The sequence below is a fragment of the Nitrososphaerota archaeon genome (genome assembly GCA_027887005.1).
Classification (GTDB): domain Archaea; phylum Thermoproteota; class Nitrososphaeria; order Nitrososphaerales; family Gagatemarchaeaceae; genus UBA183.
Genome location: JAPCJI010000002.1, coordinates 179,754 through 204,923 on the forward strand (window position 1 = coordinate 179,754; position 25,170 = coordinate 204,923).

The following is a 25,170-nucleotide window of genomic DNA, read 5'->3' on the forward strand; positions in this document are numbered from 1 at the left end:
GGAATATAAACTTCTTGTTTTCTGTCAGATTGCAGAAGGTTCTGCGAACCTAGAGAGGTTCTCAATGTGAAGGAAGACCCCCTTCGACGCCCGCTTGAGACGCCTCCTTTCCACGAGGGACGTCCTGAGGCCTTCGTGGCTGAGTCTCTTGGTAAACCGTGCGGCGAGCACGGCCCCCTCCCTGTCTAGGTCGGTCAGGATGATCACCCTGTCGGAAGTTCCGAAGGCTTCGATCCCGCTCCTCCCCAGCGCCGAGACCGAAACTAGATGGCCCTGGAAGCCTAGTACCCTGAGCGCCGTCTCGTCGCGTTTGCCCTCGACCAGCAGCGACCACCCACCCTCTGACAGGTGGTTGAGGTCAGTTATGAAGCGGGTCAGGAAGACGCCGAACTCCTGGTATGCCTTCTCCCGCTTGTCTATCATCGCTTTCCCTCTTTTTGGGTGTTGTTGCCCGCCTCTGACGAGCTCGGATCACGTCCCAGCTTACAGCGGGGAACATCACTAAGCCTCTTTGACGGGCAAACGGCTTTCGTCTGTCGCGCGACTGGGTAAACCACCTGCTCATCAAAGCGTTTCCGCCTTCGCAGCTGGCCGTTTTGCGCGCTTTGAAACGAAAGCCGTCTGTGGTCGGAGGAGGCTGGCGCTATTTTAGCTGTTTGTAGAGCTCGGAAAGGTCGAGCTCGAAGCCTGAGACAGGGACCTTGAGACCGAAAGCAGCGACGGCGTCCGGCTTCAACTCCCCGACGCTCCCGAGAGTATGGCCGCCGACGTCCACGGAGGCTGACCTCCCAGAGGCGAACGCCCAGTGCTGTGTCTCCTTGGCCTCGGCTTCCTCGCCTGTCAGGATTCTGCACGCTGCTTCAAGGTAGCTCTTGGCCTCGGAGTAGGACGACTGGGAGTGGGCCACCAAAGACCCGAGGTGCCAGGATTCGGCGACGCCATCTGCGGTCCTTGTGTAGACTCGGCCTATCTCGAAGACGCGCTGAGGGTAGTCGGATCTGATGTTGCTAGAGAGGGCTCCCATCAGCCCGGGGATCAAGGAGTCGCGGAGCACAGAGTGCTCGATGCTGCGTGGCTCGTGGACCGAGATCTTCCCAGCCGAGGGCCTCCCGAAATTCTCGAAGAGCGACTTCGCGTCGACCAACTCGAAGGTCATCGCCTCCAGCATGCCCGACCCCGCCATGATTGTCGACGCCGAATCCAGGAACTGCTCGAAAGGATGGAAGGACCCGGGCTGCCTGCTGGGCGGATAGAGGGGCTCGATCCTGTCGACTCCGTAGCCCAAAGCTACTTCCTCGGCGAGGTCCACGGGATGCAGGAGGTCGGCCCTATATCTGGGGGCGAGGGCTCTGCTCCCCTTGACCGAAAGACGGCTTCTCCCCAGCGACTTCGTGACCTCGGCCTTCGACAGGTCCAATCCTAGGACCGACCTGATGAGCCCGAGGTCAACCGGAAGCTCTCCGGGGGAAAGGTCCGGAGTCACTCGCGTGCGGTCGGAGTATCTGATGGACACGGTTCCAATCTTGCCTCCGGCTTCTGCGAGGGTCGTGGCGAGTATCGCGAGGACTTCGTCGCCGGTCCTCATTTCGGTGCTCGTCACGTCGATGAACATGTCGTGGGTCCGAGTAGACACCCGTGTCTTGTCGCCGTTGATTACAGGAGGGAAAGAAAGAACCGTGCCCGCGGAATCCCGGACCACCGGAAAGAGGGTGTTCCCACTCAGGACGGGTCCGTATGCCTTGCCCTCCGGTGTCCCGGAAAGGATCGCAGAGATCGTAGAGGGTTTCGTCCCCCCGAGGGGAACGAACTTGAAGCCCGGCGGAACGGCTTCGTAGGACAGCGGGGCCTTCACCGCCTTCAGGTCGTGGAGCCCTATCGCGACGACCTTCCTCCTTCTTCCCAATCCGTTGTGGAGGTCCTCCTGAAGGGAGATTATCTGGCGCACATCCTCGTTGCCCAGGCGGAGGCCCATGGCGGTGGCGCAGGCGATGTAGGGCCTTATTCGGACGAGTCTCCTATCCACTGCTACTGCGATGCCCGAGGAGGAGATGCGATACAAGGGCAGACCCACTTCCTTTCCCATCAGACCCTTCAGGGCGCGTGCAATCCCGAAGTCGGTCCCGAAATCTGGGCGGTTTGGGCTGTATTCCACCCTGACCGTGTCTCCCTCTACGCTTTCGATATCCAACCCAATGTAGGGAAGCCTGTCCAGAATGCGCCTCCGGTCCGCTCCGACCATCTTGGCGAAGCGAGGTAGCGACATCTCAACGACTGGCAATCTCAACCCTGTTCCTGAGCCACGAAAGGTCGTTCCCGTAGAGCTCCCTCATGTCGTCCAGTCCGAACCTCATCAGCATCAGCCTCTCAATGCCCGGTCCCCAGGCGAGGACGGGTACCTTGACCCCTAGGGGAATCGTCACTTCTGGCCTGAAGACTCCCGACCCGCTCAACTCGATCCAAGCCTTGACCGCGTCGGAGTAGCCGACAACCTCGAGAGAGGGCTCGGTGTAGGGGAAGTAGGATGGCCAGAGCTTGACTGCCTTCATCCCGAGTTTCTTGTAGAATTCAGTCAGGAATCCCATCAGGTGCCTGACGTTGAGCCCCTCGCCCACCATTATGCCGTCCATCTGGTGGAATTCTGCCAGGTGTTTGTAATCGAGGTTTTCATTCCTGTAAACTTTGCTTACCGCGAAGACGCGCGTCTCCTTTTCGCCCGACTCTGAAAGGGCCTTCACCGTCAGGACTGTGTTGTGTGTTCGGAGGACGAGTCGCCTAGCCTCCTCGATGTTCCAGGAATATCCCCATCCCCGGCTCCCGGTCTTCCAGCCGCTTTCATGGGTCGCAGCCACGTTGGCGATGACCCCCTTCCTGCTCAGCTTCTTGTCCGAGAGACCTTCCAGGTAGAAGGTATCCTGCATGTCCCTGCCTGGGTGGTCCTGGGGGATGAACAGGGCGTCGAAGTTCCAGAAGGCGGGGTGGACGCTGTTTCCTTCGAGCTCGGTGAATCCCATGGAGACGTAGGTTTCCTTCACTTCCCTGATGAAGTCCCGCACTGGGTGCCTCCGGCCTGGAAAGAGGCGAGGAGCCTTCGCCTCGACGTCGATCGGGCGGAGGTTCTTTCCCCGCCAGGACCCCGAGGAGAGGGCTTCGGGCGTGAGCCTGTCCAGGTACTGTTCCGAAACGGTGGAGGCCGCCGCTGCCTTGCCTGGATCAGTGATCATGACAGATACCTTTTGACTTTCCGACCTCAGGATCACACCTCTCTGTACGAGTTCTGGAATCAGTGACTTCTGCTCGGGTGCCAGGGTGGCCCCACCTGATCCCTTCGAGATGGATTCCAACAGTGACTTCAGCGGTTTCGGTCCCGCAGGGTCTCCTAGCCTAACGGCAGAGTCCTGTCCCTCCCCGTCCAGTGCAATCCATCCGAGCTTCTTCGCGCGGCCGAAGGCTGCCGCGAACTCACCTTCCGAGGCGAAGCTTCCCTTCAACGCCTTGATGGTCGGGGGCTCCGAGGACCCTTCAATCATCCTGAGGAGCTCAAGCTCAGGTGGGGAACGTCCGACTCTGAGCGCGGATTCCACCTTCTCATCGATCTTCACCAGGCCCTTCGACGACAGCCATTGGAGCGAACGCCTGACCTGGTCCTCGTTCAGGCCCGACTTCTCGACTAGGTGGTCGAAATCGATAGACCCCACCCCAGCCAGAGCCGCAAGGACCTTCCGCTCCATCGGGTGTAGCGAAGTGGACATCTCGTCCTGCTACTTCCCAGAGGACAGGAGATAACTCCTGCTCTTAGCCAGAAGCTCCTTGGCGTCCTTCATCATCGAATCGCGCTTCCTGTGATGTTCCTCCAGGAATTCTTTGACCAGGCCTAAAACCTCCTGCTTGCACTCTCCGCAGAGCCGTATCCCCTTCGTGCACTCAGTGTACACCCGTTTGACGTGCTCGTCGTCGAGCCCGAAGTGGAACTGGTAGAGGTCATAGATCGGGCAGATGTTGGCGTTCGCGCCCAGCTTCCTCTGCTCCTCGACCGTGTCCCTGCCACCGGTGAAGGAGCTCATCACCTTGCGGGAGGCGGAGGATGCACTGTCGTCGAGGGTAAGGAGCGAGGCCTCGGTCCGCTTGGACATCTTCTCGTTCCCGCCAAGGCTCTTCATGAGCCTGTGGTAGACCGCCGAGGGCGGGACGAACCCGAATTCATCGTGGTACTTCGCCGCAAGGTCCCTGGTAAGCCTGACGTGCGGGTCCTGGTCGGCGCCCACCGGGACGAGGACCGGCTTGGGTCCCCCGAATTCCGGGAGCTGGGGCATCAGAATGTCACCCGCCTGGACCAGGGCCGCCATGTACAACCCGATCTGCCTCTCCCCGTAGATAGCCTTCAGCATGTTGTTGGTGACGCCTCTGGAGAAAATGGTCGCGAGGCGCATCACCCTCATCTCTTCGCTCTGCAGGTAGACGACGGCCCGGTCCGGGTCGAGCCCGAGGGCGAGGATGTCCGCGACGTTCCTTACGCCAATCTTGGAAGTCTCGGTGAAGGATAGGCCGTTGTCGCTGTAGGCCTCGACGTCGGCTACGGCATAGTAGACCGTTGATTTCTTAGACAGGGACTGGAAGTAGACCATGTCATCTGCTGTCATCTTGGTGCCAAGGTGGAAGTCGCCGGTCGGCTTGATGCCGCTCATCACGGCGTAGGGCTTGTTCTTCTCTATCGCGTCGATTATCCTGCCCAGGTCACGGTGGCCGAAGTCGATGCCCCTGCTCAGGTGGGGGCTGGGGTTCTTGAAACGCGAGACGAGTGGAGCTACGGGCTCGATCCCGAACTCGGCCTGGAGGCGCCCATAGTCCTTGACTTCGGTGGAACCCCATGGATCAAGCCTGTCTTTCTCCACAATACTCTTGCCTGCAAGTGTTCGGATTTTATCCCTTTCGAGAATCAGGATGGACCCGTTTCTGCGCCGTGCTGCTTGAGGACCCTCCCATCGCGGTCTATCTCCCCTCTCCTGATCCTGGTCGAGGACATTGGTTTCCCATCCTTCGCGAGGACGAATTGGACCACCTCGACCTTGAGGGGAGGGTATCCCTTCTCAGCCCGCAACGAGTTGGCGATGGGCACTCTCGCGGCCGTCTCCTTGGTCACAACGATTGCCTCGACGTCGGAGGAGGCGATCCCCGGCCCGAAGAAGTCGTCGAGCTTCGCTATGATGTACTTCATTCCGGGGAACTTGGAACTGATGAGACCTTTGAGTCCCAGGACCCGCTCTTCGTAGGACTGGTCGGGGGACTTGCCTTCCCTGGATGCGAAGCTGTTCGAGGTCACACCGATCACCACTGTGTCCCCCAACTCGAAGCTCCTCGCAAGGAGGGCTTCGTGCCCCTTGTGGATGTGGTCGAAGGTCCCACCCGTGGCCACGGTCTTGTACTTCCTCATGAGGGCGTGTCCACTTGAATCAGTTGAAATACCACGGACTCGTCGGCGGGTCGAACGCAATAAAGGATTCGTGAATGCAAACTGAGTCTGATCGCTGAGGAGTACAGGAAGTCCGGGAAGATCACCAACGACGTGAGGAAGGTGGTCAAGGAGCGGGTCAAACCAGGGATGAGGTACCTCGAGGCCTGCCAGCTCGTGGAGAGGGAGATCGGGGCCCGGGGAGGAAGCCCGGCCTTCCCGACGGGCATAGGAGTCGACCAGGTAACGGCGCATTACGCCCCCCAGGGAGACGACAGCGCCCTCTTCGACGATAATCAAGTGATCAAGGTCGACTTCGGGGTGCACATCGACGGGTATGTCACAGACACCGCGGTTACTGTCACATTCAACCCGGACCGTCGCCTCCTCCTGGACGCGGCAGAGAGGGCCCTAGGCGCCGCCATCGAGACCGCAAAGAAGGACGCCAGGGTAGGCGAAATCGGCAGGGAGATACACCGGGAGGCAGCCAGGTTCGGGTTCAAGACCATCGAGAACCTGACTGGGCACACGGTCGACAGATACACGGTGCACGCGGGGAAGAGCATCCCAAACTTGTTCATTCCAGGCATGCAGCCCCTGAGGAAGGGGGACGTCTTTGCCATCGAACCCTTCGTGACCCTCGGCTCAGCGGCCGGCTATGTCGTCGACTCGCCGTCGGAGACCATCTTCTCCATCGTCGCGCGCAAGAAGACCGGGTCGGCGGAGCTGGACAGGTTCACGGAGAGAGTCTGGGAGGGCAGGAAGAGCCTCCCGTTCACTCCGCGCTGGTATGTTGAAGAATTCGGAGAGCGGAAACTCCCGGGAATCCTGGAGAAGCTCATTGGAAAGAGGGTCGTCAGGTCCTATCCGATGCTAGTCGAAGCGTCCGGGAGCCCCGTCGCCCAGTTTGAACAGACGATGGCCCTTGACGAAGACGGACTGGTCGTGCTAACCTGACGGCTTGGAACTCTCGGCGTAGACCAGGCTGACCCTTGTGTCGTTGCTGCACTTCGTGCACTTGGCTCCTGTTTTCGTGATGTAGTCGCCGACCACAAAGGCCCTCTTGGTCTTCTGACCGCACACGGGGCACTCTTCTATGGCGTAGACGAGGAGCTTCGATTTCTTGTCAGCTGCCGGGACGGAGCTCATCATTGGGCAACGCCCAGGGTGTTGCCGATGCCGGCCACCAGTACATCGTCTCCCTCCTTCGTCTTCTCCTCGATGAGGCGGGTGAGCACCTGCGAGACTTTGTCCGACGCCTCTGCTATCTCCTTCCTCATGACCGTGATTGCCTCGAGGATGCTCTGCTTGACCAGGATTGCGTAGAGCGGTATCTTGTAGTGCGTGGCGACTTCCTCAATCTGGAACTTCTCTACCCCGATCCCGCCGATGGCGGCGCCGACCCCTTCTGCGATCTCGCCCGTCTTCTCTCCCTCGAGCTTGAGAGCGGCATCGATCATTATGATTGCGCTGGGCCTGACTCCCATTTCTTCGACCACTTTCTTGATTGCGACTCCAGGTTGACCGACATAGGCCATGGGTCCGTCGGCCTTGAGGACGTAGAGCTTCCTCCCTTTGTATTCCGTGATCGCCATGACCGTGTCCTTGGCGATGGCCCTCTTCTCTTTCCCGACCATGAGCTTAGACACCACCACCGGTCCGACCCCGTCCCCGACGGGCTGGCCGACCTTGAACGAGTCGACTGCGTTGAGGAGTGCGTCCGCCTCCTGGATTATCATAGGCATGAGCATCTGGAGCTGGATGAGCGTCAGGTAGGAGTTCGTCTTCTTGCCAAGCAGGTAGAAGTGCCTGACTATCTTGTGAATCAGGTTCAGAGATGTGGCGACCTCGAGCAGGTTCTCGGAGATTGAGACGGTCACAGGGTTGTTCCCAGGCACGAGTCCAGCGACCTCCGCCCTCACTCTGTCGTTGTTCGTCGTGACCACGTGGTCAATCTTGCCCACGAGCCCCGCTGGGTCGATGTCAACCGGCATGATCGTGACGTAGTCGAGGAACTGGTCAACGCGTTGCGCCGGGTCGGCCGTAGTCTTGCCGACGTTGACAAGATAGTCAATGGCCTCCTTGCGCGACTTGTCCTTCATCACCTTCAGCTTGTTGAGACCCCTCCCGATGTCCCCCATGGCCATCCATATCTGGAGGCGCTGGCCGTAGAACATGAAGAGGACGAAACCTCCGAGGTAGACGATGGTGAGGATCGAGTTGAAGTCCCCGCCAACCAGTTGGAGGGTGGAAACAATCGACAAAGCTTATTCAAGAAACGAGCGCTTTTGCTCGAACTTAAATGTTCTGGACTTTGGATTCATGAAACGCACCATCGAGGCTTGGATTGGAAAAGGTGCCGGCACTCAGGCTTCACGAGGGCTCTCGCACCTCACTAGCACCCAAGCGTCGCGTGGTTTCACTTCTCCCCCTCTTTGGAGTCTGGGGTCGGAACGAGTCCAGGTGGGACCCACACGCTATGGCCGGCTGTGGTGGAGGCCGTGGCGAAGGTAGATTAACGTTTCTGGGTCTCCTGCGAGTGGCTTATACGGACGATAGGAAATACCCTCGCCATGCAGAGGAAGCTCCTGGACATCCTGGCGTGCCCCATCGACAAGCACTACCCACTGGAACTCCTTGAATTCGAGGTGAAGGGGGATGTGATATCCGAGGGCGCGCTCCTATGCTCCGAGTGCGGAAGATACTACCCGATAACTGAGGAGATCCCCGTAATGCTCCCCGACCACCTGAGGAACAGGAAGGAGGACCTGGGCTTCCTTGAGAAGTGGGCCGGGCGCATCCCTGAAAAGGTCGTTCACGGCGGCAAGCCCTGGAGCCTGTAGCCAGGTCAGCCACTCGGGAATCGCTGGATTCGGGAAATCTCATATAAGAACGAAAGCGCGGACTCCTCGGTCCTCGTGATACCTAGAAGAGCGGTGATAATGGGGGCGGCCGGGCGCGACTTCCACAATTTCAACGTCTACTTCCGGGAAAACCCAGAATTCAAGGTAGTTGCGTTCACCGCGACCCAGATTCCATACATCTCGGAAAGGACCTACCCGGCGAAATTGGCGGGGAGGCTTTACCCCAAAGGGATTCCGATCAGGCCAGAGGAGACCCTCGGAGAGATACTCGAGTCAGAGGAGGTGACCGACGTCTACTTCTCCTACAGCGACGTCTCCAACCAGTACGTGATGAACCAGGCCTCGGTGGCCCAGTCCAAGGGAGCCAGTTTCCACCTTCTCGGCCCAAACGACACCATGATCAGATCCAAGAAGCCAGTAGTCGCAGTCGTGGCCGTCAGGACGGGTGCTGGGAAGAGCACGGTCAGTCGGAGGGTGGCGGACGTGCTTCTGAAGCAGGGGTTGAAGTCGGTCGTCGTGCGCCATCCGATGCCCTACGGCGACCTTTCGATACCCGTCCAGAGGTTCGTCACTTACAAGGACCTTGACAGGTTCCACACGACCATCGAAGAGAGGGAGGAGTACGAGGGGCACATAGACAAGGGGCTCGTCGTGTACGCGGGGGTCGATTACCAGGCGATCCTCGACCAGGCGGAGAAGGAGTGCGATGTGGTGCTCTGGGACGGTGGGAACAACGATTTCAGTTTCTACAAACCCGACCTGAACATCGTGGTGGTCGACCCGGTCAGGACGGGTGACGAGCTGACCTACTATCCAGGGGAGACGAACGTCAGGATGGCAGACATCCTCGTCATCAACAAGGTCAACCTTGTGAGCGACCGCGTGGTCGACGAGCTGGTCAAGAATTGCCTTGGGCTCAACCCCCGTGCGAAGATCGTGAAGACGAAGTCAGAGGCGGTGCTCGACAAGCCTGAGCTCGTTAGGGGGAAGAGGGTCCTGGCTGTCGAGGACGGCCCCTCGGTCACTCATGGGGGGCTGTCCATAGGAGCTGGGGCGGTGGCGGCGAAGGGGGTCGGCGCCACGCTTGTAGACCCCAGGAGCATGGCGGTGGGTTCGATAAGAAGCGCGTTCGCGAGGTTCCCGAAGCTCGGAAAGGTCCTCCCGGCCCTTGGCTACAGTGAGGGTCAGCTGAAGGAGTTGGAGGAGAGCATCAACGCCGTCGAATGCGACGCTGTGGTCCTCGGGACTCCGTCTGACCTTACCAGACTGATTAGCATCAGGCGCCCGGTCGCACGGGTGTCTTTTGAAGCGGTTGAGGTGGGCAGGCCCACATTAGACGAGCTGATAGACGCGAGGAAGTTCGGACCTCCGAGTCCTCGGCGCAGCAGAGAGAAACCATAAAGCCTCGCCACCTCCGCCTAGCCGAACGTGTGGGGACGTGGCCCAGCCAAGTGGAATTCCAACTGCGAATTCACCCTGGACAGGCAAGGCGACAGGCTCCAGTGCAACAAGAACAAACTACTGACACGGCAACGTGGATGATAGAGCTTTGGAGCGGCAGAAGACACCTGTATATCGTCGGTTCGAATCCGACCGTCCCCACACTCGACGTCAGTAGGGCATCTTCTGTCGGAAGGGTGTTCAAACTCGTATGATTATATACCGACGAGGAAAGAAATAGGTGGACATGTTCAGGGCGTGGCACCGGGTCGGGTTTTTGTTCGTTCTTTCGCTAGTTCTCGCTGTCCCAGTCGCGTCGGCAGTTGCTCCGCCCCCCTACGCCACTACAAGCCTGACGGCGTCGGGAGTCGCCAAGGAAACCATAGCGGGATTCACCGGGGTGGGTGGGAACTACACGAACACCAATCTCGTCCTGTCAGGAGCTCTGGTATTCGTGTACGTCGACGTCACGAACGCGTTGAATCAGAATGTGTATGCAGGGGCCACGACTACGACCTTTTCATCGACCACGGCTTCGTTCTTCGTCCCTTTTGTCGGTCTTCCCTCGGGGACCTACCAGGTCGCGGTATTCGCGACGACGAGTGATGGTGTGCCGATATCGACTCCAGTTCACGTCCAGGTGGTCCTCTGACAAAATGAACAGCCAAAGCCAATTCAGTGCGAAGGTCATCGCAGCAGCGCTCCTCGTGCTGCTCGTGGGCGTCCAAGCAGTTGGGGCGACGTCAGCCTTCAAGATCACCGTCAAGATGGACCTGGGAACATACAGTGGCACTCAGACCGTGAAGGTGACGGGTTCTGTACGGGCGACGAATGGCTCGGGGCCAGGGCAAAACACGGCGGTCTTCGTGAAGATAACCAACCCTCAGAATTCGATCGTGGTCGCCACAACCGCTGCGCCGAACAAGACGAGTGGAGCGTACGAAGCTGACGTCGTGACCGGAGGGAGTTCTGCCTGGGTTGCGGGGACCTACAAGGTCAGCGTAACCTGGGGAGCGTATCCGCCGACCATTACCAACTCGACGACCTTCTCATACGCGCTGGCTGTGACAACGACGACCACCACGACCACGACATCCACGACCTCGAGTTCCTCGAGCACAACTTCGACCACCTCGAGTAGCACGACCACGAGTTCGTCGAGCACCTCCTCGGTGCCCCCCACCACCAGTACCACAAGCTCGTCCTCGACCTCCACTTCAAGCTCGAGCAGCTCAAGTTCTTCCGGAGGAGGGATACCAGAGTTTCCAATCGAAACTCCTCTGATCGCCTTGGCTTTCTCGGTGCTAATCGCTGCGCTGTACTTCTACGTAAGGCAAGACGCGAGAAAGCAGCTCGCATAGAAGGCCTCCTCCCGTCGCCAGACGATGGGTCGTGAATCAGACTGCGCCCTCGGGAGTAGTAGTAGGACCAAGCGAAAGGCTAGTCATCGCCTGGGAGGCCCGCTTCCGTTGGACGCCATTGCCTGAATACAGGACCAGCAGGACGATGTAGAAGCCGAGGAAGATCGCGTACCCGACCCAGTTGTGGAGAGACAGGAACGAGTCTAGCCCGAAGTCGTAGCCGACCCAGAGCAAGAGGCTTATCCTCACGGCGTTGAGGATTATCAGGATCAGAACCCCTAGGACAGCAACCTTCAGGGTGAAGGAAGCGGGCTTCCGAAAGTCCACGTACATCAGGCCCAGGAGGCCCAGGAAGGTGCTGATTGAGTAGACGCTGGAACAGCCAGGCGTCACAATCCCAGTAATCTGTGTCCCTCCAACCTTGGAGACCAAGCTGAAAGAAACACCCTGCCAGGTCACCGGGACGCCGACGATGCCTGCGATCCAAGAGCTGAGGAGGGACGAGAATGTCGCCAGAGGCCCGCCGAAGACTGATTGGAGCTGGACGGGGCCCACGACGCCCAACAGATAGAGAGCTGCGTAGGAGAGCATGAACCTGAGAGTCGTCGGATTCAAGATTAGGGATGTGCCGTAGAACACGAGGACGATCGTAACGCCTCCCAGCTCTATCGCGATGTATCCTGACGGGTCTGAAACTCCATTGGCAAACTGCTGGAGGACGAAGGGGGACGCGACGAGCAAGGCGCCGGCGGCGCGCAGGCGGAGGTGAGACCTCAGGCCCTCCTCGCCCTGAAGGAGCCTGTGGAGCTCGCCCCATCTTAGGATGAAGATTAGGATGAGCAGAGTCGCGAAAGGAATCGCCGAGTAGACGGTACCGAAGGTCTCCGTGAGCAGCCCGCTCAAGTTCGAGTAGAGCCCGACGACCTGCTGGTAGTATGCACCGAAGCATATCGCGAGGGCCAACGCTAGCCAGAGGAATAACCGCTGGAATCCGGAGTCGGGCCTCTTCAAGACCACGGGCCTTCCCACCGGATTTCGATTATAACCGTTCGGATTCCCAAGGGAGGGGCTCTTCCAGCACAGGGCGGACGGCTCCGCAAATCACTCGAACGACGGGACGCCGTACGCGCCGTCATATCCAGGCGCGAACTTCACCTTATCTTCCCTGACCGCCATGATCGCTCTCACCACTACTTCCTTCGTGAACTCTCGCAGCCGCTGGGGCTCGGCGTCCATGAGGACTGCGAGCTCGCTTCCGAGGGCCCTGATCAGCCTGTCCTGCTCTTCGATCACTGACTTCACGTAGAGCCTGTTCACCCCTGTTGCGAATGAGATGACCTCGTACAGGGGAAGGAGGTTCCGGTAGGGTATCGCACCGGGAGGTCGGTATCCTTCTGGTCTGTCGGCGAGCGCCTCCATCCTCTGGAGCACTCCCACTGTGAGCTTCTTCCCGCACCTCGGGCACTTTTCGTTCAACTGCGCCGACTCTTTTGGCGTCAGGGAGACGCCGCATTTCTTGTGGCCAGAGTAGTGATATTTGCCGTATGCTGGGTCCACTTCGATGGTGAAGAGAAAAGCCTCGGGGTCCCTGTTCCTGACGGCGTCAAAGATTCCTCCGTAGGACATATGGGTGAGTTCGAAGACGTTGGCTTCCCTTCCGAGCCTCCAGGGGTTTGGCGAATGGGCGTCGGAGTTGGAGACCAGGGCAACCCTGTCGAGGGATGAGAGCCGCCAGTTCATCGAAGGGTTGCTGGAAAGGCCCGTCTCTACGGCGAATATCTTTCCGGCCTGGTCCTGGTAGCATTCCTTGAGGGAGTCGAAGCCAGACTTGGCTCCGAAGACCCCGAACCAGGGCGTCCAGGCGTGGGCAGGGATGACCACGACTGAGCTCGAAATTGCCGAGAGCATCTCGACCAGTTCAGCCGAGTCGATGCCGGTCAGGACGGGGCGGCCGTCGGAGCTCATCCTCCCGTACTTCGAGAGGGCGGCGCCAATCTGCTCAGCGGCGTCAAGGTGGGGGGCATAGATCAGGTGATGCACCTTGCGTTTCCTGCCGTCCTGTTCGTAGACTGTGCTGACCTCTCCCGAGAGCATCCAGGTCATGCCTTCGTAGGAGAACAGGCCCGTGTCTGAAATCGGCTGGAGCTTCTCCTTCAGCTCTGCGAACCACTTGGGGTGCGTGAAATCCCCCGTTCCGAGCAGGTTGAGGCCCTTGAGCTTGGCGCCCTTCGCAAGGTGCTCGAGGTCCATGTCTTTGCTCGTCGCGATGGAGTACTTCGAATGTAGCTGAAGGTCAGCGATTACCCGCATCGCCGCGTGGAGACTCGCCTGATTAATTAAGAACTCAAGAAAGAGGCTAACAATTGACAACTGAGGTCCCTGCCGCCGGGGTCGGGTTTATGGCGTCGATTCCGACCAGGGTCAAACTACTCATCTTCACCCAGATACTAAACACGCTCACCTTCGGGTACTTCCTGATCTACCTCACTGCCTACCTCGTCGAAGCCAACGTCCTGGACGCCTGGCATGTCGGGGTAGTACTGGGCCTGGAAACGGTAGTCCTCATCCTGACGGGCATTCCCATCGGGGTGCTGTCGGACAGGAGGGGTAGGAAGTGGTTCCTGATCCTCGGAAGCTTTCTGCTCCCCCCGACTTTCATAATCTTCTCGCTGACGCACGATTTCACCTGGTATCTCTTCGCTTCCGGCCTCGCGGGGTTCGCCGAAGCGTGCGCCCTGGGGTCCTGGAACGCAATCATCGCAGACCAGACGAACCTGAAGAACCGGGACGCTGCGTTTTCGCTCTCGTTCATCGTCAGCAACGTCTGCCTGGCCATTGGACTGTCTGTTCCCCTCGTCATGCCCGCGCTCCAATCCTCCCTTGCTGTAAGCTCGGAGCAGGCCCACGCAGGGTCTCTTCTTTGGCTCGGTGTGGGGAATTTTGCGGCGCCGGTCCTCATATGGCTATTGCTGAGGAACTACAAAGAGACGCCCCAAAAGACGGAAGGCGACGAAGGTCCGGGCGACCTCCGGCTGCTCTTGAAGTTCTCGGGCCTCAACGGGATAATCGGACTCGGCGCTGGTCTCATAATTCCCTTGATGGCGACCTGGCTTCTGTACAAGTTCGCGGTGCCTGACACATACAGCGGGCCCTTCCTTGCCCTGTCAAGCATAACAATCGCTTTCGCTGCCTTCGGGAGCCCGAGGCTCTCGAAGAGGTTCGGGCTCTTCAGGGCCATCCTAATGACGGCGGGGAGTTCGACGTTCTTCATGTTCAGCCTTGCAGTAATTCCTAACGTCTTCCTTGCGGGGGCAGCATATCTGGTCCGAGCTACCCTCATGAACATGGCTGGCCCTCTCATGGACTCCTATCTGATGGGGATTATCCATCCCGGACGAAGGGGCCTCGCAAGCGCGATTGCAGCCATCGTTTGGCGGCTTCCGAACAGCGTCACAACGGTGTTGGGCGGACTGATTCTCTATGCCGGTGTCACCACTGGGAACTCCTTCCTCTACGACGTGCCGTGGCTAGGGGCCTCAGCCCTTTACGTTCTGGGCATTGGCCTGCTGTACTTGAGTTTCAGAAATGTGAAGCCGAAAGGGTAGGGGAAGTCTTGGAAGCGAGACTAGGGCGTTCGTTCTTTGAGAGATACACCCCGTTTGTCGCCAGAGACCTCCTCGGCTGCACAATCGTCCGGATTCTTGACGGGATTCGCATGGCCGGTGAGATAGTGGAAGCCGAGGCCTACAGAGGGAAGCGAGACCCCGCGAGTCACGCCTATGTCGGCAAGACGCCCAGGAACGCCGTGATGTTCGGAGAGCCAGGGCACGCCTACATTTACTTCACATATGGCTTCCACCACATGCTCAACTTCGCCACAGAGTCCGAAGGAACTCCAGGAGCAGTCCTGATTAGGGCAATCCACCCCACCGAGGGGGAGTCGGCCATGAAAGCTAATCGAGGAGTGGGGGCACCAAGTGGCGTAACCGATGGGCCGGGGAAGCTAACCAAGGCCTTGAAGATAGACCGGGACTTCAACGGGGAAGATCTCGTGACGTCGGAGCGGCTCTTCGTTGAGAGGGGACGGGCCCCAAAGGAATTCGGAACAAGTTCGAGGGTCGGCATAAGAGAAGGGGCGGGCTATCGGTGGCGGTTCTACGTGAAGGGGGATGCCTTCGTCTCCAAAGGAAGACCAACTCCGTCCAAGCCCAGAACCCATAACTAAGGCAGAGGGGGACGCCGAATTAGTGGGGTCGTCGGCTAGTCTGGTCTAGGCTTTCAGCCTTGGGCGCTGAAGATCGCTGGTTCAAATCCGGCCGACCCCATCCATCAAAGTCGTAAATAGGAAGCGCCAGACTAAGAGTTCATGAAACGCTTCTTCCTGCTTGCTCTCATCATAGTTGTCATTGTCGCAGGCGTGCTGATCTATGTTGTTGCGTACGAGGGTTCGCAGAATACTCAACCCCCTCAAGTCATCCTCTCTTACCAAGGGAATAACCACTATGGGGCACTCTACGCTTCTTGTTGGCCCAGTCCACCATCAAACGGAACTTGCGAAGACAGGGTCAACCTCAAAGTTTTACCCCCATTGGGCACACTCATCACTCAAAACACATCAGTGGTCTTCCAGGTCGTCGGTTATTCCAATCCAAGCATGTATCGTGTTGCGATTTGGAAGAGCACTGGCGTTAACGGCTCCGAGGTGGTGGCAATCAAGAACACTTCAAGCTCGTTAGTCATCGACTTGCAATCGGGGAACTACTACCTAAGCGCCTTTGCTTCATGGAACGATGGAAGGGCCGTAGGCTACACTTTCGAAATCGTAGTATCGGCTTGACTTTTCGGCGGCCATCGCCTACACAATCGAGGCAGTTGGGAGCATGCCCGGCCGACCCAATCTAAACTCACAACAACGCCCCCTGACCAAGTTCTTCGGTCGGCATGCGTCGAGGAAGAAGGACTTCAATCAATTCAACAACGGTCTGGTGAACCACAACGTTGCAAATTCCTTTCTCGCACGTCGTTTTCGAGATTCTCGGTTTAACAGAACTTCTTTTGACTAACTGTCCACATAGCTTGATATAGTTTCTTCTGGGAAGTCTTCCCGCGTTGCAGGCCGCCCCTCGGAGAGTAAAGACGATCTACAGCGTCATCGCGTCTCCGCAGAGGCTTGAGATTCTCAGGATACTGAACATCAAAGGGCCGCTGACCTACAGCGCGCTCAAGACGTTGGCCGGGTTCAAGTCGAAGAAGGAATCAGGAAAGTTCGCCTACCACCTTAGGAAGCTTGTCAAGCAGCTCCTGATACAGCTGAACAGACAGGAAAGGAAGTACACCGTGACCAACCTAGGGAGGCTGGTCCTCAACCTCACCCGGCAGATCGAAGAACAGTCCCTGGTCGAGAGCGGGAAGCTGTACGTGAGGACATCTCACCAGACCATGGAGGAGTTCAACGCGAACAAGATCCTGCAGTCGCTGGTGAAGGAGGCGGGAATGCCCGTCGAGCTGGCCCAGAAGATTACCAGTGAAACGGAGTCGCGCCTCTACAAGTTCCAGACCCAATACCTCACCGCGCCCCTCATACGAGAGATAGTGAACGCCCTCCTAGTCGAGCACAGCATGGAGGAGTACAGGCACAAGCTGACGAGGCTCGGGATGCCCATCTACGACGTGACCCAGCTCCTTGGGAAGGCGGGGGACGACGGCGGGAACGTGGAGTCGCTGATCCACCAGACGGGGCGGCAGGTCTTCTCCGAGTACCTTCTCCTCGAGCAGCTGCCGAGGGACGTGGCCGACGCCCACCTCTCCGGGGACATCCACATCACGAACGCAGGCGTCTGGGGGCTCACCCCGGACACGGTCTTCGTGGACCTGCTTTCCGTCAGAAGCGGGGGCCTCAACCCGAAGGGGAGGATAGTCAACACTTCGATGATACCAAGCCCGGAGAACGCTGAGCGGGCGCTGAACATAGTTCTGAACATGTCGTCCATGCTCTGTAAGGAGGCGTCGGACGAGATAGTCTTCCGCAACTTCCTCCAGTTCCTCGGGCCGTTCTGCAAGTCGAGGGGGAAGAGGGAGCTGGAGCTCCTTCTGCTCAGGTTCTTCGAGGCTGCGAGCTCCCCTATGGCGGGCTCCGAGTCCCCGGCCATCAGCATCGAGCTGAACCCCTACAGGCACCATGACGACGTGGGGAGGGAAGTCCTGGACAAGACCCTGGATGCTGCCATGGGAGCATACAGGAGCTATGTCGAAGAGACGCCCCGGCCGGACATCCGGCTCTTGCTTGCCAAGCCCAACAGGGTGGACGAAACGAAGACCCTCAAGGACGCAGCAGCCATAATTTTCAACGGGGGGAAGATCGCGTTCTTCTCGTCGGACCAGAGAAGGAGCTTCCTCGGCCTGGACGCGAACATACTCCCGCAGGAGTCTCAGGCCGACAACGTAAGCGTGCTTCACGGGCTAAGCCTCAACCTCCCGCGGCTCGCCTACGATTCGAACATGGATGAGACGTACTTCAGGGCGAAGCTGGCTCTGCTAATCTCAGTCGCGGCGGACGCCCTCTCCACGAGGAGGAGGCTGATTGAGAGGACCCTCAAGCGGGGGCTGCTTCCTTCGCTCTCCTCGGGGTCCGACGCAGTCACCTCGGACACGATGCCCCTGATAATGAACCTGGTCGGACTCGATGAAACTCTGGCGAGTCTGATCAGGGACCCCACGACTGCCTCACGCTATGAGCTGGCGGAGAAGATAGTCGAGACCGCGACCCAGGTGGCGAACGACAAGTCCACGAGGATAGACAGGCTGGGGGTGGCGATGCTCGACCTGGACGGAGCGGCGCGGCTCGCTTCTCTTGATTCCGAGAAGTACGGGAAGGCCAACCTCCAGCCGCTGCAGAAGGGGGCCTACACCCAGGCGCCGAAGCTGGTGCTGGCGGACCTAGAGAACCTGGAGAAGGTCAATCACATGGTGAAGCTCGCGGGCGGCCTGCGCGGGGGCCTTTCAGTCACCCTCGACGGGAACGCTGAGGAAGTGAGAGGGATCTACAATCTGATACTGAACGCGACCCCGAAGCTCCCGTACTTCAAGGTGGACAGGACCATTTCGGTCTGCAGAAACTGCGGGGCCAAGCTTCCCCAGAACGCGACGAGGTGCAAGAGATGCAAGTCCGTGGCCATGACACAATATTCGACAGCGGTCTGACCGAGCGAATCGAGTCCACATCCTGTCAAAAAGATTCAACCGGGCTGCGCCTCATGTTGTCCACTGTCCGTGAATGTGCCCCGCTCGTTTGTCAATACCGAGCAAGCCATGAGTGAAATATATAGCGGTGGTAATGGGTTCGGGGTTAACGTTATGACGTCAATTGTTGAAGAACCACGAGACGCTCCGAATGTCGGAGAACAGAACCAGGGAGAAGTAAGGCTCCCGTCAGAAACCCTTGCCGCGTTCGGAGGGGATGAACTGCGGGCCAGGGTCTTCTATGAAAAGTACGCCCTGAGGGACCCCGACGGCAGGCAGGTCGAGAAGGTGCCGGACGACCTGTGGCGCAGGGTAGCAGCAGAGCTGGCGTCGCCGGAGTTGGACGATGAGAGGAGGAAGGAATGGACGGCGAAGTTCCACTGGCTTCTGCAGGACTACCGCTTCGTCCCGGGTGGGAGGATACTCTTCGGCGCTGGGCAGTCCAGGAAGTCGACGCTCCTCAACTGCTACTTCTTCAAGATCAGGGAGGATTCCATCGAGGCGATATTCGACTGGTGCAAGGAGGCAGCTAGGACCTACAGCTTCGGCGGAGGGGTGGGCACCGACATCTCGGTGCTGAGGCCCAGGGGAGCCCCGGTCAACAACTCGGCCATCTACAGCTCCGGGTCAGTCTCATTCATGGAGCTCCTTTCGACGACCACAGGGACGATAGGACAGGCGGGGAGGAGAGGCGCTCTCATGATCACCATCAGGGTAGACCACCCAGACGTGATGGACTTCGTCAACGTCAAGAGCGACCTGAAGAAGGTCAACTACGCCAACATCTCCGTGAAGATCACCGACGACTTCATGAGAGCCGTCGAGTCCGATGGGGACTTCCAACTCCACTTCAAGAACGATAAGGTGGAGGTCAACAGAATTGTCAGGGCGAAGGACGTGTGGAAGTCGTTGATCAGGGGGGCCTGGAAGTCGGCGGAGCCGGGGGTCCTCTTCTGGGATACGATCAAGAGGGAGTCGACCACCGAGTACGGCGGGATGGAGGTGCAGGGGGTCAACCCCTGCAGCGAGCAGACCCTGGAAAGCTACGGGTGTTGCTGCCTCGGGTCTGTCAACCTGAGCGTGTTCGTCAAGGAACCCTTCACGGAGAGGGCGAGCATTGACTGGGACTCGCTGACCCGGGCTACCCAGTACGCGGTGCGGTTCCTGGACAACGTCCTCGACTACAACGCCGACAGGCACCCGCTGGGACAGCAGAAGACTGCCTCGCTCCACAGCAGGAGGATCGGAGTGGGCATCACAGGCCTGGGAGACATGCTGATCAAGCTGGGCCTGAAGTACGACGAAGATTCGACCATCGGGTTCGTGGACCACCTCTTCGAGAGGATCAAGAACCTAATCTACGACTATTCCAGCGACCTGGGCAAGGAGAAGGGGAGCTTCCCTGCGTTCGACGCGGAGAAGCACCTGGCGCAGCCCTTCGTCGCGAGGCTGGACGAGAAGGTGAAGGAGAAGATCAGGGCCCAGGGGATCAGGAATGCGGCCATCACCACCATTCCCCCGGTCGGCTCCGGCTCCATATTGGCCGGGACCTCCAGTGGGGTGGAACCGGTGTTCGCCCTGGCCTATACTAGGAGGAGCAAGTCACTCAGCGAGGGGGAGTTCAAGGTCTTCCACCCCCTGGTCAAGGAGTACATGGGGCGGACGGGCGCGAAGAGCGAGGCCCAGCTCCCGAACTACTTCGTCACCTCCCACGAGATAAGGCCCGAGATGAGGGTGAAGATGCAGGCTACGATACAGAAGCACATCGATACGGCCATCTCAAGCACGGTGAACCTGCCTCAGGAGATAACTCCGGAGGAGGTCGAGAACATCTACCTCATGGCCTGGAGGCTGGGGTGCAAGGGCATCACCGTCTACCGAGAGGGGAGCAGGGAGGGGATCCTCGAGACCATCAAAGTGGCAAAGAAGACAGAGGCGCCCGCGACCTCGTTCGAGAGGCCCAGGCTGATGGAGGGGAGGACCCTCAAGTTGAAGCTCCCGCAGGGAGGGCTCTACCTGACCGCCAACCTGGTCAACGGCGAGCTGAAGGAGGTCTTCGTAACCCTCGGCAAGTCGGGCGGGGACGAGAAGGCGGACGCGGAGGCCCTGGGGAGGCTGATCAGCCTCTACCTGCAGCACGGCGGGGACATCAAGAGCGCCATATCCACCCTCAAGGGGATCAAGGGGAAGTACGTCTCCTGGGACGAAGGGACCCAGCTGCTCTCGATCCCGGACGCCATCGCGAAGGCGCTGGAGCTGCTCACCCTGAACCATGTGGTGAAGGAGTCGGGCATGCCCACGCAGCCCGAGGCCCCGAAGAGGACCTCCATGGGAGGGACCTGCCCAGACTGCCACGAGAACAGCCTGATCTTCGAGAACGGCTGCTATCGCTGCGGTAACTGCGGCTACTCGAAGTGCGAGTAGGCGTGGGGGGCCGAGGAAGCCGGGGCCCCCGCGAACCATTTTAACGCCGCCTGGCCGCGGCGCCGTGCCTTGGCGGGGAAGAACGGGAAGAGGGTGCTCTGGACGGTCATGGTGGCGACCGCGTTGGTGCTGACCCCCCTCGTGCTCTTCGGAATCTATGTCGGGTACTACGTGGGAGACGCAGTAGGGTACTCGAAGAGCGTCCTGGCGATAGCCTTCTCCACAGCTGGGTTCATCGCAGGGATGGCCATCCTCTTCAGGGTGATACGGGCGGTCGCGGGACGACCGGACGAAGCTAGGCGCTGACCTTCTTCAGGGCCGTGACCTTCGACTTTTCGACCGTAGACTTCAGCTGGGAGACCGCCTGCTCGTGGGCCGCATCCACCTGCCTTGCTGCGGACTTGAAGGGTCCGTCGGTTATGGACTCGCTCATTGCGCCGCCTTCCTCTCGAGCACCTTCTTAACATGCTTTAGCCTGGAGAACTCCTCCCGCTCCCTTTCTTCGAGGGTCTGCTGGATGTAGCGGATGGAGGTCTCGTAGCGGGGGATTATCATGTACTCCAGGGCGTTGAGGAGGCGCTGTGTCTTCTCGAGCTCCTTGGCGAGCCTGAAGATGGCGTTCTCGAACTCGGCGGCCCTGAAGATTGAGGGGAGGACCTTCCGCATCTGCCGCGAGGCCCTGTCGACCGCCGCGTTGGTGTCGGCGAAGCCGTAGGTCATGCCTATCTCCTTCTCTGAGAGCTTGACTGTCGGCACATCCACGTCCACTATCCTCCGCACGTTGACATCCACCTCCACCATCGGGGGGGTGTTGGCTGCGATGCCCTCGAGCCGCAGAGGCCCGAGCTTGAGGTAGGCGTCGTATAAGGCAAGGTATGCATTAGAGAGCGGCTGTGAGATCTCGTCCCTCGCGACCGTGGCCTGCTGGATCATTTCGTCGAGGCGTTTGAGGAGCACGTCCCTCTTGTCGTCGAGGACTTTCTTCACCCTGACGGCCGTCTGGAGGCGGCGACGCGTGCCGATGAGTTCTATCTTGGTCGGAAGGACGTTTCCGCCTGAGGCTACGGACATCTCGATCAGGCCGACTTTTCGGCGACGTAGTATTTCTTGATGAATTCTTCCTTGATGTTTGTGAGCTCGCTCTGGGGGAGGATCGACAGAGTCTCCCAGGCGATCCTCAGGGTGTCCTCGAAGGTCCTGTTCTCGTCGTAGCCCTGGTTGAGGAACTTCTGCTCGAACTCGTCCCCGAAGGTCAGGTACTTCAGGTCAGACCCGGTCAGGCCCGACTTGCCGACGATCTCGGCGAGAGACCTGAGCTCCACAGCCCTGGCGTAGGCGTTGTAGAGCTGGTTGCCGACCTGGCCGTGGTCGGCCCGGGCCCTGCCCTGCTTGATGACGTAACCCAGAGCCGGCCCCATGAGCCTGCTCAGGCTTGAGAGCACGTAGACCGGGGGGTAGATTCCCTTCCTGAAGAGCTCACGGCCGAGGAAGATCTGGCCCTCGGTGATGTAGCCTGTCAGGTCGGGGATGGGGTGGGTGACGTCGTCGCTGGGCATGGAAAGTATGGGCATCTGGGTGATGCTCCCCTTCAGCCCCTTTATCCTCCCGGCCCTCTCGTAGTTGGTGGCCAGGTCGGTGTAGAGGTAGCCGGGGAAGCCCTTCCTCCCAGGGACCTCCTCCCTTGCGGCGGAGATCTCTCTAAGCGCTTCGGCGTAGTTGGTGATGTCGGTTATGATAACCAGGACGTGCATTCCGAGTTCGAAGGCGAGGTACTCGGCTGCGGTCAGGGCGACCCGCGGGGTAATGATCCTCTCGATGGCCGGGTCGTCGGCCAGGTTAAGGTAGAGTATGCTCCTTCGGATGGCGCCGGACTCGGCCAGGGTCCGCTGGAAGAAGGTGGCCTCGCTGCTCGAGACCCCCACCGCCGCGAAGACGACGGCGAACTCCTCGCCCTCTCCGACCACGGTGGCCTGCCTGGCGATCTGCGCGGCCAGCATGTTGTGGGGCATCCCTGCGCCTGAGAAGATCGGGAGCTTCTGGCCCCTCACGAGTGTGAGCATTCCGTCGATGACCGAGACCCCAGTCTGGATCAGGTCGGTCGGGTATTCCCTCCGCTCCGGGTTGATGGGGGCGCCGTTAACGTCGAGGAACTTCTTCGCCATGGGCTCGGGAAGGCCGTCCAGGGGCTTGCCGAGGCCGTCGAAGACCCGGCCGAGGAGCTGGTCTGAGACTGGAAGCTCCATGGTCCGGCCGAGGAAGCGGGCCTTGGTCCCGCTGATCGACAGGCCTGAGGTGCCTTCGAAGACCTGGACGACGGCCTTGCCGAATCCTGTCTCGAGGACGCGAGCGAGCCTGCGGCCCCCCTCGTTGTCCTCGATCTCGACGAGCTCGTCGAAGGCTGCCCTTTCGACTCCGTCGACCACGAGGAGGGGACCCCTGATCTCGGCGACCTTGTTGTACTCTAACCCCGACGAGGACTTGCTCATGCGGCCCTGACCTCCTGGACGGACGAGATTGAGGAGAATTCGTCGAACATCTGGCGGATGAGGGAGTCCAGCTTGGCAAGTTCTTCGCTCTTGATCGCGAATTTGGCCCTGAGCATCGGGGCGATCATCTGCATGGCCCTGATCTTTGATAGAGGGACGCCGTTTCGGAGAGCCTTGAGCGCCTCCTGGTGATACTGGACGAACATCTTCATCATCTTGAACTGCTTCTGCGGGCTGCAGTAGGCGTCTGTGTCGTCGTAGGCGTTCTGCTGGAGGAATCCTATCTGGATCATCCTAGCAACGTCGAGTATGAGCTTCTCTTCGTCCGGGAGGGCCTCCGGGCCGAGGAGTCTGACGATCTCCTTCAGTGCGTCTTCCCTCTGGAGGATGCCGTAGGCCTCCCCTCTGACGGAGAGCCAGTCCTTGTCCACCCTTTCCTTCCACCACTTGCTGACTGATTCGGTGTATCCGGAGTAGGAGCTCATCCAGTTGATCGACGGGTAGTGCCTCGCGTAGGCGAGCTTCGCGTCGAGGGCCCAGAAGTTCTTCACGAACCTGATGGTCTGGGAGGTGACCGGCTCGGTGAAGTCGCCCCCGGCAGGGGAAACGGCGCCGATGAGTGTGATGGAACCGGTCCGTTCGGGAGTCCCCAGGACGTCGACCCTCCCCGCCCTCTCGTAGAACTCGGCCAGCCTGGACGCAAGGTAGGAGGGGTACCCTTCCTCGGCGGGCATCTCCTCTAGCCTTCCGCTGATCTCTCTGAGGGCCTCGGCCCACCTGCTGGTGGAGTCGGCGACGAGGACGGTGTCGTAGCCCATGTCCCTGTAGTATTCCGCCATGGTGACGCCGGTGTAGATGCTAGCCTCCCTCGCAGCCACGGGCATGTTGCTCACGTTCGCTACCAGGATCGTACGCTCCATCAGGGGCCTGCCGCTCTGGGGGTCGATCAGCTCCGGGAACTCGACCAGGACCTCGGTCATCTCGTTGCCCCGCTCTCCGCAGCCGATGTGGAAGACCACCTTGGCGTCTGCCCACTTTGCGACGCTGTGTAGGGTGACTGTCTTTCCGGTTCCGAAGGCGCCGGGGATGGCGCCGGTGCCCCCCTTGGCCATGGGGAATACGGAATCAAGGACCCTCTGGCCGGTCATCAGAGGAATCTCGGGGTCGAGCCTCTCGCGGATCGGCCTGGGCTTCCTGACTGGCCACTTGTGGTAGAGCATCAGATTGTATTTCTTGCCAGTCTTGTCCTCCGCCGTCACCACTGTCTCGTCGATCTTGTACTTCCCTGTCCTGACCACGTCCTTCACCTTGGCCTTGGGCACCGTCGGGGGGACCAGGATCTTGTGGTCGATCAGGGGAGTCTCCTTCACCGTGCCGATGATGCTCCCCCCTTCGAGGTCGTCTCCCTTCTTGAGCGAGGGAACGAACTCCCATTCCTTGTCAAATGGGATTGAGTTCGCGGTGACGCCTCGGGTGATGAAGGAGCCGGCCTTCTTCGCTATGACGTCGAGGGGCCTCTGGAGCCCGTCGTAGATCGTGCCGATCATGCCGGGGCCCAGGGTGGTTGAGAGGGGCTGGCCTGTCCCTATGACTGGCTCGCCCGGCCGGAGGCCACTGGTGGACTCGTAGACCTGGACGAAGGCGATGTCCCCCGTCAGCTTGATGACTTCGCCGATCAGCTTCTCGTCGCCCACCGAGGCCACCTCGTACATCTTGGCGGATGACATCCCCGAGGCCTTTACAGCCGGCCCGGAAATCCACTCAATCTTTCCTTTTACAGGCAAAACAGAACCTGCTCGAGCGTCGAAATTGTCGGCCTTATAATGTTTAGAACAAGTCCATGATTCTGGACACAGTTTCTTCAGCTTTCTCTCGCAGGTCTACGAACGAGGAAATATATCGCCAGCCCA

Annotated in this window: 24 protein-coding genes, 2 tRNA genes and 1 rRNA gene; 13 read left to right on the plus strand and 14 right to left on the minus strand. The window is 59.5% G+C overall.

Features of this window, described 5'->3' with window-relative positions:
* Positions 1-24 precede the first annotated feature (24 nt).
* The 5 genes from OK438_03035 to OK438_03055 form a co-directional block, all read right to left on the minus strand.
* Positions 25-423 carry a hypothetical protein gene (locus OK438_03035; protein ID MDA4124410.1) on the minus strand — a complete coding sequence of 133 codons (399 nt, stop codon included), beginning with the start codon at positions 421-423 and terminating at the stop codon, positions 25-27.
* Positions 424-643: 220 nt separating this feature from the next.
* Positions 644-2,263, minus strand: coding sequence for a phenylalanine--tRNA ligase subunit beta (gene pheT, locus OK438_03040; protein MDA4124411.1), 1,620 nt, complete (start codon positions 2,261-2,263; stop codon positions 644-646).
* Between the two features lies 1 nt (position 2,264).
* Positions 2,265-3,749, minus strand: coding sequence for a phenylalanine--tRNA ligase subunit alpha (locus OK438_03045; GenBank protein MDA4124412.1), 1,485 nt, complete (start codon positions 3,747-3,749; stop codon positions 2,265-2,267).
* A 9-nt stretch (positions 3,750-3,758) separates the two neighbouring features.
* Complete coding sequence (gene trpS / locus OK438_03050) at positions 3,759-4,889, minus strand: tryptophan--tRNA ligase (protein ID MDA4124413.1); 1,131 nt, start codon at positions 4,887-4,889, stop codon at positions 3,759-3,761.
* 44 nt (positions 4,890-4,933) lie between these two features.
* Complete coding sequence (locus OK438_03055; protein MDA4124414.1) at positions 4,934-5,428, minus strand: phosphopantetheine adenylyltransferase; 495 nt, start codon at positions 5,426-5,428, stop codon at positions 4,934-4,936.
* Positions 5,429-5,518: 90 nt separating this feature from the next.
* Here OK438_03055 and map point away from each other — a divergent pair, with 90 nt between their 5' ends.
* Positions 5,519-6,403 (plus strand): type II methionyl aminopeptidase, encoded by an 885-nt coding sequence (gene map, locus OK438_03060; protein MDA4124415.1) that lies wholly within the window; start codon positions 5,519-5,521, stop codon positions 6,401-6,403.
* Here map and OK438_03065 read toward each other — a convergent pair.
* The 3 genes from OK438_03065 to rrf all read right to left on the minus strand — a co-directional run bounded on the left by OK438_03065 (position 6,395) and on the right by rrf (position 7,937).
* Positions 6,395-6,598 (minus strand): hypothetical protein, encoded by a 204-nt coding sequence (locus tag OK438_03065; GenBank protein MDA4124416.1) that lies wholly within the window; start codon positions 6,596-6,598, stop codon positions 6,395-6,397. The genes map and OK438_03065 overlap by 9 nt on opposite strands.
* The gene (locus OK438_03070; GenBank protein ID MDA4124417.1) at positions 6,595-7,710 is read right to left on the minus strand and encodes a DUF1512 domain-containing protein; all 1,116 of its coding nucleotides are present in this window, start codon (positions 7,708-7,710) and stop codon (positions 6,595-6,597) included. The genes OK438_03065 and OK438_03070 overlap by 4 nt, the downstream gene beginning before the upstream one ends.
* Before the next feature lie 90 nt (positions 7,711-7,800).
* Positions 7,801-7,937: ribosomal RNA gene (gene rrf / locus OK438_03075) — 5S ribosomal RNA — on the minus strand.
* Positions 7,938-8,019: 82 nt separating this feature from the next.
* Here rrf and OK438_03080 point away from each other — a divergent pair.
* The 5 genes from OK438_03080 to OK438_03100 all read left to right on the plus strand — a co-directional run bounded on the left by OK438_03080 (position 8,020) and on the right by OK438_03100 (position 11,111).
* Complete coding sequence (locus OK438_03080; GenBank protein MDA4124418.1) at positions 8,020-8,289, plus strand: Trm112 family protein; 270 nt, start codon at positions 8,020-8,022, stop codon at positions 8,287-8,289.
* A gap of 99 nt (positions 8,290-8,388) precedes the next feature.
* A complete protein-coding gene (locus OK438_03085; GenBank protein MDA4124419.1) occupies positions 8,389-9,711 on the plus strand; it encodes a GTPase in 1,323 nt (440 codons plus the stop codon).
* Positions 9,712-9,742: 31 nt separating this feature from the next.
* Positions 9,743-9,912, plus strand: a tRNA-Trp gene (locus OK438_03090).
* An 85-nt stretch (positions 9,913-9,997) separates the two neighbouring features.
* Positions 9,998-10,402, plus strand: a complete 405-nt coding sequence (locus tag OK438_03095; protein ID MDA4124420.1) for a hypothetical protein — start codon at positions 9,998-10,000, stop codon at positions 10,400-10,402.
* 4 nt (positions 10,403-10,406) lie between these two features.
* Positions 10,407-11,111, plus strand: coding sequence for a hypothetical protein (locus OK438_03100; protein ID MDA4124421.1), 705 nt, complete (start codon positions 10,407-10,409; stop codon positions 11,109-11,111).
* A 36-nt stretch (positions 11,112-11,147) separates the two neighbouring features.
* On the opposite strand, the gene OK438_03105 is transcribed toward OK438_03100, so the two are convergent.
* Both OK438_03105 and OK438_03110 read right to left on the minus strand, forming a co-directional pair.
* A complete protein-coding gene (locus tag OK438_03105; GenBank protein ID MDA4124422.1) occupies positions 11,148-12,122 on the minus strand; it encodes an exosortase/archaeosortase family protein in 975 nt (324 codons plus the stop codon).
* Positions 12,123-12,212: 90 nt separating this feature from the next.
* Positions 12,213-13,421 carry an endonuclease Q family protein gene (locus tag OK438_03110; protein ID MDA4124423.1) on the minus strand — a complete coding sequence of 403 codons (1,209 nt, stop codon included), beginning with the start codon at positions 13,419-13,421 and terminating at the stop codon, positions 12,213-12,215.
* A gap of 53 nt (positions 13,422-13,474) precedes the next feature.
* On the opposite strand from OK438_03110, the gene OK438_03115 reads away from it, so the two are divergent.
* The 7 genes from OK438_03115 (at position 13,475) to OK438_03145 (ending at position 21,080) form a co-directional block, all read left to right on the plus strand.
* The gene (locus OK438_03115) at positions 13,475-14,716 is read left to right on the plus strand and encodes an MFS transporter (GenBank protein MDA4124424.1); all 1,242 of its coding nucleotides are present in this window, start codon (positions 13,475-13,477) and stop codon (positions 14,714-14,716) included.
* 8 nt (positions 14,717-14,724) lie between these two features.
* Entirely contained in the window at positions 14,725-15,336 is a 612-nt protein-coding gene (locus tag OK438_03120; GenBank protein ID MDA4124425.1) for a DNA-3-methyladenine glycosylase, read from the plus strand.
* A 24-nt stretch (positions 15,337-15,360) separates the two neighbouring features.
* A tRNA-Pro gene (locus OK438_03125) sits at positions 15,361-15,436 on the plus strand.
* Positions 15,437-15,477: 41 nt separating this feature from the next.
* On the plus strand, positions 15,478-15,948 hold the full coding sequence (locus OK438_03130) for a hypothetical protein (protein MDA4124426.1): 471 nt from the start codon (positions 15,478-15,480) through the stop codon (positions 15,946-15,948).
* Positions 15,949-16,220: 272 nt separating this feature from the next.
* The gene (locus tag OK438_03135; GenBank protein MDA4124427.1) at positions 16,221-18,311 is read left to right on the plus strand and encodes an ArsR family transcriptional regulator; all 2,091 of its coding nucleotides are present in this window, start codon (positions 16,221-16,223) and stop codon (positions 18,309-18,311) included.
* Between the two features lie 153 nt (positions 18,312-18,464).
* A complete protein-coding gene (locus OK438_03140; protein MDA4124428.1) occupies positions 18,465-20,774 on the plus strand; it encodes an adenosylcobalamin-dependent ribonucleoside-diphosphate reductase in 2,310 nt (769 codons plus the stop codon).
* 69 nt (positions 20,775-20,843) lie between these two features.
* Complete coding sequence (locus tag OK438_03145; GenBank protein ID MDA4124429.1) at positions 20,844-21,080, plus strand: hypothetical protein; 237 nt, start codon at positions 20,844-20,846, stop codon at positions 21,078-21,080.
* On the opposite strand, the gene OK438_03150 is transcribed toward OK438_03145, so the two are convergent.
* From OK438_03150 to OK438_03165, 4 genes are read right to left on the minus strand one after another with little or no spacing between them, the layout of a single operon-like run.
* Complete coding sequence (locus tag OK438_03150) at positions 21,070-21,207, minus strand: hypothetical protein (protein ID MDA4124430.1); 138 nt, start codon at positions 21,205-21,207, stop codon at positions 21,070-21,072. The genes OK438_03145 and OK438_03150 overlap by 11 nt on opposite strands.
* The gene (locus OK438_03155) at positions 21,204-21,845 is read right to left on the minus strand and encodes a V-type ATP synthase subunit D (GenBank protein MDA4124431.1); all 642 of its coding nucleotides are present in this window, start codon (positions 21,843-21,845) and stop codon (positions 21,204-21,206) included. The genes OK438_03150 and OK438_03155 overlap by 4 nt, the downstream gene beginning before the upstream one ends.
* Positions 21,846-21,850: 5 nt before the next feature.
* Complete coding sequence (locus tag OK438_03160) at positions 21,851-23,260, minus strand: V-type ATP synthase subunit B (GenBank protein MDA4124432.1); 1,410 nt, start codon at positions 23,258-23,260, stop codon at positions 21,851-21,853.
* A complete protein-coding gene (locus tag OK438_03165; protein ID MDA4124433.1) occupies positions 23,257-25,044 on the minus strand; it encodes a V-type ATP synthase subunit A in 1,788 nt (595 codons plus the stop codon). The genes OK438_03160 and OK438_03165 overlap by 4 nt, the downstream gene beginning before the upstream one ends.
* Positions 25,045-25,170 lie beyond the last annotated feature (126 nt).